Below are 1207 nucleotides of genomic sequence, written 5' to 3' on the forward strand. Positions count from 1 at the left end.
TGTAAGTATCCCAGCTTTAGTTCCAAACACTTTTTGAGATTTCCGGTTTCTCAGCCATCAGCCGATATTCTTCCGGCGTCAGGTTATTCAGGGATTCATGAGGCCGCTCACTATTGTATTCATTTAGCCAGCGTTCCGTTATTTCCCGTGCTTCATTCAGTGTTCTGAACAGGTAAAAATCCAGTATTTCGGTCCGGTACGTTCGGTTAAACCGTTCTATAAACGCATTCTGTGTTGGCTTACCGGGCTTGATAAATTCCAGCATCACGCCATGCTCTTCGGCCCATTGTGCCAGAGCCAGTGATATCAGTTCCGGCCCGTTATCCATCCGCATCTTCAGTGGATATCCACGGTTTGCTACTATTCTGTCCAGCACCCGCACGACCCGCTGCGCCGGGATATTCAGGTCAATTTCGATAGCCAGAGCTTCACGGTTAAAATCATCGACGACATTGAAAGTCCGAAAACGTCGGCCACATGTCAGCGCGTCGTGCATAAAATCAATCGACCAACTTTGGTTCAGTGCTTCCGGCGTTGCCAGCGGAGCCGGATTGCGCACCGGCAGGCGTTGTTTACCCTTACGACGAAAATTCAGTTTCAACAGACAATAAATCCGGTGTACCCGCTTGTGGTTCCAGACGTGGCCCTGCCTGCGAAGCACCTGAAAAAGCTTCTTAAATCCGTAGCGGGGGTAGCGTTCAGCCGCCTCGGTCAGCCCCTGGACCACCGCTTCATCACGTCGTGTATCCGGTAGGTAACGAAACACCGTCCTGCTCAGCGATAACGTCCTGCATGCCTGGCGTATGCTCATCGTAAACTGCGTGGTCAAATAGCTGACGAGCTCACGCTTTATCGCTGGTTTTAAAGCTTTTTTTCGATGACGTCTTTCAGCGCACGGCATTCCAGACTCAGATCGGCAAACATCTGCTTCAGACGACGATTCTCGTCTTCAAGATCTTTGATCTTTTTGATATCAGCGGCTTCCATACCGCCATATTTCGCCTTCCAGTTGTAGTAGCTGGCTTCAGAAATAGCAGCCTCACGACACACATCTTTGACGGTCCTGCCCGCTTCGACTGATTTCAGGACGGCGATGATCTGGTGCTCGGTGAATCGGATCTTACGCATAGCGATCTCCTCAGGTGACATAATCAGTATGTCGGAAGATCTCTAAAAGTGAATGGGCCGTTTTGGTGGGATACTTACA

The 1207-nt window shown here is 50.1% G+C and carries 1 protein-coding gene; it reads right to left on the reverse strand.

Annotated elements, in window-relative coordinates; genetic code table 11:
* Window positions 1-16 precede the first annotated feature (16 nt).
* Window positions 17-1128 (reverse strand): IS3 family transposase gene (locus tag GVK32_RS28650; RefSeq protein WP_159874230.1). Its coding sequence is split into 2 segments (ribosomal slippage): window positions 17-867 and window positions 867-1128, totalling 1113 coding nucleotides; the frame shifts between segments, so codons are not numbered across the junction.
* Between the last annotated feature and the right edge of the window lie 79 nt (window positions 1129-1207).

The sequence above is a fragment of the Klebsiella sp. 18074 genome, assembly GCF_902705905.1.
GTDB lineage: Bacteria > Pseudomonadota > Gammaproteobacteria > Enterobacterales > Enterobacteriaceae > Klebsiella > Klebsiella terrigena.